The 5,478-nt window shown below is 51.2% G+C and carries 5 protein-coding genes and 1 pseudogene; 3 read left to right on the top strand and 3 right to left on the bottom strand.

What is annotated here, in order from left to right:
- Positions 1-985: pseudogene (locus tag ABJQ89_RS15460) on the top strand (spermidine synthase); the annotation flags it as partial.
- Here the strand turns inward: ABJQ89_RS15460 and speD are convergent.
- Together speD and ABJQ89_RS15450 are read right to left on the bottom strand one after the other, a co-directional pair.
- Entirely contained in the window at positions 955-1,314 is a 360-nt protein-coding gene (gene speD / locus ABJQ89_RS15455; protein WP_348497062.1) for an adenosylmethionine decarboxylase, read from the bottom strand. The pseudogene ABJQ89_RS15460 and the gene speD sit on opposite strands and share 31 nt — an antisense overlap.
- A gap of 723 nt (positions 1,315-2,037) precedes the next feature.
- Positions 2,038-2,466 carry a metallophosphoesterase gene (locus ABJQ89_RS15450; RefSeq protein ID WP_348497061.1) on the bottom strand — a complete coding sequence of 143 codons (429 nt, stop codon included), beginning with the start codon at positions 2,464-2,466 and terminating at the stop codon, positions 2,038-2,040.
- Between ABJQ89_RS15450 and ABJQ89_RS15445 the strand changes: the two genes are divergently transcribed.
- Positions 2,449-3,159 (top strand): IS6 family transposase, encoded by a 711-nt coding sequence (locus ABJQ89_RS15445; protein ID WP_348497060.1) that lies wholly within the window; start codon positions 2,449-2,451, stop codon positions 3,157-3,159. The two genes, ABJQ89_RS15450 and ABJQ89_RS15445, sit on opposite strands and share 18 nt — an antisense overlap.
- A 411-nt stretch (positions 3,160-3,570) precedes the next feature.
- Here the strand turns inward: ABJQ89_RS15445 and ABJQ89_RS15440 are convergent, their stop codons facing one another.
- Positions 3,571-4,995 carry a DUF1036 domain-containing protein gene (locus tag ABJQ89_RS15440; RefSeq protein ID WP_348497059.1) on the bottom strand — a complete coding sequence of 475 codons (1,425 nt, stop codon included), beginning with the start codon at positions 4,993-4,995 and terminating at the stop codon, positions 3,571-3,573.
- A gap of 207 nt (positions 4,996-5,202) precedes the next feature.
- On the opposite strand from ABJQ89_RS15440, the gene ABJQ89_RS15435 reads away from it, so the two are divergent.
- The coding region (locus tag ABJQ89_RS15435; protein ID WP_348497058.1) for a hypothetical protein at positions 5,203-5,478 on the top strand (276 nt) is incomplete at its 3' end.

The raw sequence follows: 5,478 nt of genomic DNA, 5'->3' as shown, positions 1-5,478 counted from the left end.
ATGGTTCTTTCGCGACAAGATGTCTGTGTCTCTTTGGGCTGTCTGGGCCGTTGCGCTGACCGCTTGTTTGGCAGCGCTCTGGCAGTCCGAACGCCTTGTTTCGGCGTTGGAGGCCGCGCTCTATGAGGACGACATCATTTTCTCGGAGACCACGCCCTATCAGACGATCACCGTGACCCGTTTTCGTGACAGGACGCGGTTGTTTCTCGACCAGTCGATCCAGTTCGACAGTCGAGACGAATATCGCTACCACGAGGCGCTGGTGCACCCTGTTATGGGTGTGGTCGCCCGCCCGGCCCGCGTCTTGATTTTAGGCGGTGGCGACGGCATGGCCGTGCGCGAAGTGTTACGCCATGACAGCGTCGACGATGTCACGCTGGTAGACCTTGATCCGCGCGTCACCGAGATTTTTCGCGACAATGATACATTGGCCGCTTTGAACAGCCACGCTTTATCCGATGCCATGGTCCGTATTGTGAACATGGATGCCTGGAAATTCCTATCTGATAGCGAAGACCGGTATGACGTGATCATTGCTGACCTGCCTGACCCCCGAAATCTGTCGCTGTCCAAGCTCTACTCCGCAGAATTCTATCGTCTCGTGGTTGAAAACCTAGCTTTTGGTGGGGCCTTTGTGACCCAGGCTGGGTCACCGCTCTATGCGCGAGAGGCCTTCTGGTCGATTAAGGCCACGCTTGAAAGCGTGAGCAGCCCCGAGCAGCCCGGAACCTACCTGCAGACAACTCCGTATCATGTGCTGGTCCCAAGTTTTGGCGATTGGGGCTTTGTGATGGCTCAGCAAGCTGGGATGGCGCGCACCCCGCCCACCTTCCGGCCCGATCTAAGGTTCCTTACGCCCCAGGCGTGGGCTGCTGCACGCGTGTTTCCGCCAGATATCGCGCCACTTGCCGTCGAGGTGAATTCTATTCAGAGCCATGTATTGGCTGGATACTATCAGGCCGGCTGGGCGCGCTGGTTTGACTGAGGTCCCCGCGCGACCTCCCGAATGTCGCAACGCCCAGCCACCAGGCCCGACGCAACGCGGTGCGCAGCCAGTCGGGGCTTCATCGCCCCACACATAAAAACGTCCAGAGCAGCATAGCCAAGCTCTGGCCATGTATGAATGGTGATGTGCGACTCCGCGAGCAACAAGACACCCGTTACACCTCCGCCATCGAAGCTGTGAAAATGCCCTCCTAATACAGTCGCGCCAGCGTCATGCGCAGCGGTCCGCAAGGTCGTCTCGATATGATCCAGATCGGTCAGGACCTCGACCTCGTAAAGTTCAGCGATCACGTGGATGGCAAAGGTCATCTGCTTGTCTCAACTGGGGCTCTGGCACAAGCGGTGTCTGCGACAGCAATGCGAATGGTGACAAAAAAGTGGTCAGCGTGGACCATAGCGGATGCATTGTTCTTGGTCCACCGCGCGAGTATCCGCTTTTTTGTAATCTTTGCACAGTTGGCGCAATCAGTCAAAAATGAGTTCTGAGTTGAAGCAAGCCAGGTTAGAACAGATGCTAAAAAATAGAAAGAGACGAATCGCTGCTTCCACTTTGACAACCAAACTCACTCGCAATTGCAGCGAATGACTGGAAACCGCCCATTTTGTTGAAGAAGTCGAAAAACTTGTGGCTCAGGTTTTTCGGCAGAAACGGTTCTCCTGCTATAGTAACGTCCAAACCATCGTGACGGGCATTGTGGTGCGCTAGGAAAGCCAGATCACCGATTTGGCCGAACCCCCCGGTGAAATATGTTGGCGTCGCTACATGGTCCAGAAATTCCCAAGGCTTGAGATTAATCGAACTTTTTCAACAAAATAAGCCCTCACTGTGGATGCTCTGCCTCCATACCTAAGGTGGCGGAGTTTAGCACGCGCTGTATGGCATCAAAGTGTTCGCGTGATATCATCGCAAAGAGAGATTTCCCGTACCTAGTGATCATAACGGGTTCACATTGAACCGCCTCCATAATTTCAGATGTGTTGCGCCTCAATTGGGTTGTTGAAAAGACCTTCATATCTTGCCCTCGTAGCGGTCTAAGTGTTGAGTTTCGCCCTATGCTCAACATCGCCCCAATGCTTGTTGGGCGGCAACTTCTTTGCACGGCGCGCAATGTCGGCAAAGGTAACCGGCATAAAGTCCCACACATCAACGCCGACATTCACAGAATTGCGAGACCCGCGCCAATTGTCATGAACATGGCCAAAGAACTGTAGTGCACCTTTGCGAGCATGGTTCCAGGTAATCATTGGGTAGTGGCATAATGTGTTGGGCAGGTTTTGAGGGCCATCCTGCAATTCAACGAAGTGCGAGATAGAATCCCAGGGTAGCTCCAGTGTTGACCTAAGATCATGATTACCAACGACCAAATGACGCTCAGCGCCCGGCAACTGATTGATCGGTATTGCCAAGTTGTTGGCCACATCTGATTTGGGTAAGAGAATTTGATGAACATTCCAACCCATATGCCGCGCCTAAAGGGCTTCCGTTTTCCTCGCGAGATCGTCGGTTACGCTGTTTGGGTTTACCATCGGTTTGCTCTGAGCACGGCCGATGTGGAAGACCTGTTGGCTGCGCGGGGCGTGATTGTCAGCCGGGAAGCGATCCGGCTTTGGGTCAATCGCTTTGGTCGGCATTTCGCAGATTGCATCCGTCGGGATCGACCGGGACCGAATGACAAGTGGCATCTGGACGAAGTTGTGCGCACAATCCGTGGCAAGAAGCACTGGCTGTGGCGCGCGATCGACGCCAACGGCGACGTACTCGATATTCTTGTGCAAACGCGTCGAAACGCAAAGGCTGCAAAGCGGTTCTTCGAAAGACTAGTCGCCAACTTTGGTGAACCGAGGGTGATCATCACCGACAAATTACGCAGCTACATCAAGCCGATCAAAACTTTGACACCGGACGCCGACCACCGTGCCCATAAGGGTTTAAATAACTCGATCGAAGTTTCCCATCGACCGACCCGCAAACGAGAGAAGATCTTCGGCAAATTCAAATCCTACCGGCAGGCCCAGAGGTTTCTGTTTGCGCATGATCAGATCAACCTCATCTTCCGCCCCCGCCGCTACCAACTCACCGCAACTTCATACCGCCATTCCCGTTCGGATGCCTTCAGCCTCTGGGACGACTACATCGTTGAATTGGCCGCGTGATCCTGCCTTTTCAAAGCTTCACAAGTTAGCGCCAACAACTTGGCAATACCGTTGGTTCAATTAGTTAGGTGAACCGTTCTTTGGAAGTCCGGGATAATATCCACCTTGCATGTTCCAATGACCACCGCTGAAGGTCCCATTAGGTAAACGATCGTAAGAATATCGCATGCCTTCAGTCGAGTTATATATTGTCGTGTGTGTAGACCCGTTCGGGTTTAGCTTGGATGTCTGCACGCTTCCGTTTCGATATCCAAGATTTCCATTAGGGTATATCTGATTTATTGGGTCAGATTTATTGAAGGTGTTAGTCAACGTTTGGGACTTTGGGCTGGCCAGAGCGGTGCCAGCCATAAGTGCTATGGATACCGCTACAACTATCATTAATCGCATGTCTTTTCCTTTCACTATTGTCTACCTGCCTAAAGCGAGATGTGCTCCGCCACCTATGGCCATCCCTTGTACGATCCCTTTCACAACTTCTGGGGTTGGGAGCAGCTCGCCGTCTGTACTCCATGTGTATTCGTACACGGCAGCTTGCAACCCTTCGTCCAAGACAGCGACCGCAAAATTTCGAAAGCTTCGTCGTGCTGCGTTGCGGGCTAGAAGTTTCCAAACGAGGCGTGGGCTGAAAAAACTAGAGGCAAAATCAAACGTTGTGGAGACATCTTCGTACTGCTCATATCGTTTTGAGCGGTTTCTCTTCGAAGTTTCTACGCAGTCACCATTTATTTGATGATCCGGCTTCTCTTCGATTACTTTGTCCCAAAGATATTCGCCAGCACAGTACAAGTAAGGTAAAGTGCCAAATGTCGCGCCGTTGGCGGCAGCTGAAGCTGCTGCTTCAAAAGAGCCGCCTGATGAGACCCGATCATCCAAGTGCTGAAAGTACACGGCGTCAAGATGCGCAATGGCGGGCCGCCACTCATCCGTTTCTGGGTCATAGCGATAGAAATAAATCTCAAATAGCCGTTCTTCTGGGCTTAGGGAATAAGCATGATCCTGTATTTCGAATATCAGCTCATAGATTGAGTTTGTTGGTTTCCCGTTAAAGCCAAGTATTCTATCGCCAGGGAACATAATGCCATAAGTTGGTAGCCCTGGTATTACGTCCTGGACGAAAACACCATTTTCGTCCTGTAAAAGATCAAGGCCGATGCGATAAGGCGTTCCCTTTGGGTCATTTTCGATGGAACGGCGATACAGGATCTGACCTTTAATAAGGTGGCGGACTTCACGAGCTTGTTCGAGGCTAGATATCTCAAAACCTAGCTTCGAATGTACCTTTTGGCTCCAAAGTGAGTATGTGTAGTTGGGATTGCCCGACGTGTCTACTCGTCTAAAGATTTCTGACCGGCCAGAACTGTAGCACTTGTCCCAATCGTCGTGAAACTCTGAAGACGTAAGGCAAGAAGCGACATCATCTGAATCGTCCTTGCTGCCGGCCCAGCGATAGTTCTTGGAATCAAAGTGTGAGCTTAGTAGGTCGGATGAATCTGTTTCAGCGTAATAGTAGAATGTATTTATAGAGCTCTGTGGCACATTTGTGCACTCGCCAGCACTTATGGAATACCACCCTTTCTTTTCCCAGTTTCCGGATTGGTCGTCAAAATACCCAAAGGCAACGAATAGCCTCAGAGGTGTTCTATTGCAAACTTCCGCAGCGTCCGCTGCGGAAGCACTGCCAAAGTAGGTTATCAGCAGAATAGCGCATGTGAATAACGTGTATATCTTGCGGGCTGCGCGCGGTAAGGCGACTGCGATTGGTTCCATTTTGGTTACCTCCTGTTTCCCAAGCCTGCGGCGCGACCCATCTTCGAGTGTGAGGTCGTAGATCATTTGAATTCTCCTTATTGCCGAGAAGTTGGTTAATGGTTCCAAAATACCGCAACTCGTATGTGTCACCGACGCCTAGGATTTAGCGAACCATTAGGCACAAACGAGCATTGCACCCACTAGGTGCCCATTTCCGCATCAATCGGAGTTGACCAACAAGCTTAAGGTAGTCAAAATTAGTTAAAATTAGCGATGTGAGGGGGTGGAGAAATGACTGTTCTAGAAGATATTGATTATAATAAGCAAATAGCAGCAACGATGATTATCCGATTTATGGCGCATGCAAAACTGGGAGCCGATTTCGAAAGCCTGACTAAAATTTCTGAACGCGTCCTGAAGTACGATGAACCAAAGCACTTGGTTAACTTCTTGGAGGGTCGGTCATCAGGGGTGCGTGGTGAAGCTCGTGCACGTGCCCACGAAATTGTAGCGACAGCAAAGCAGCTATTCCATGGCCTAAAGAACAAAGAGGGGTGGTTTGTCGAG

This window comes from Planktotalea sp. (assembly GCF_039984035.1).
Lineage (GTDB): Bacteria > Pseudomonadota > Alphaproteobacteria > Rhodobacterales > Rhodobacteraceae > Planktotalea.
Note: the sequence above shows the minus strand (reverse complement) of the source record. Positions and strands in the feature narration are given on the sequence as shown.

What these genes read in the sequence shown, in the direction of transcription:
- speD (WP_348497062.1), bottom strand. Translation starts at nt 1,314, where the DNA reads ATGACCTTTGCCATCCACGTGATCGCTGAACTTTACGAGGTCGAGGTC.
- ABJQ89_RS15440 (WP_348497059.1), bottom strand. Translation starts at nt 4,995, where the DNA reads ATGATCTACGACCTCACACTCGAAGATGGGTCGCGCCGCAGGCTTGGG.
- ABJQ89_RS15450 (WP_348497061.1), bottom strand. Translation starts at nt 2,466, where the DNA reads ATGGGTTGGAATGTTCATCAAATTCTCTTACCCAAATCAGATGTGGCC.
- ABJQ89_RS15445 (WP_348497060.1), top strand. Translation starts at nt 2,449, where the DNA reads ATGAACATTCCAACCCATATGCCGCGCCTAAAGGGCTTCCGTTTTCCT.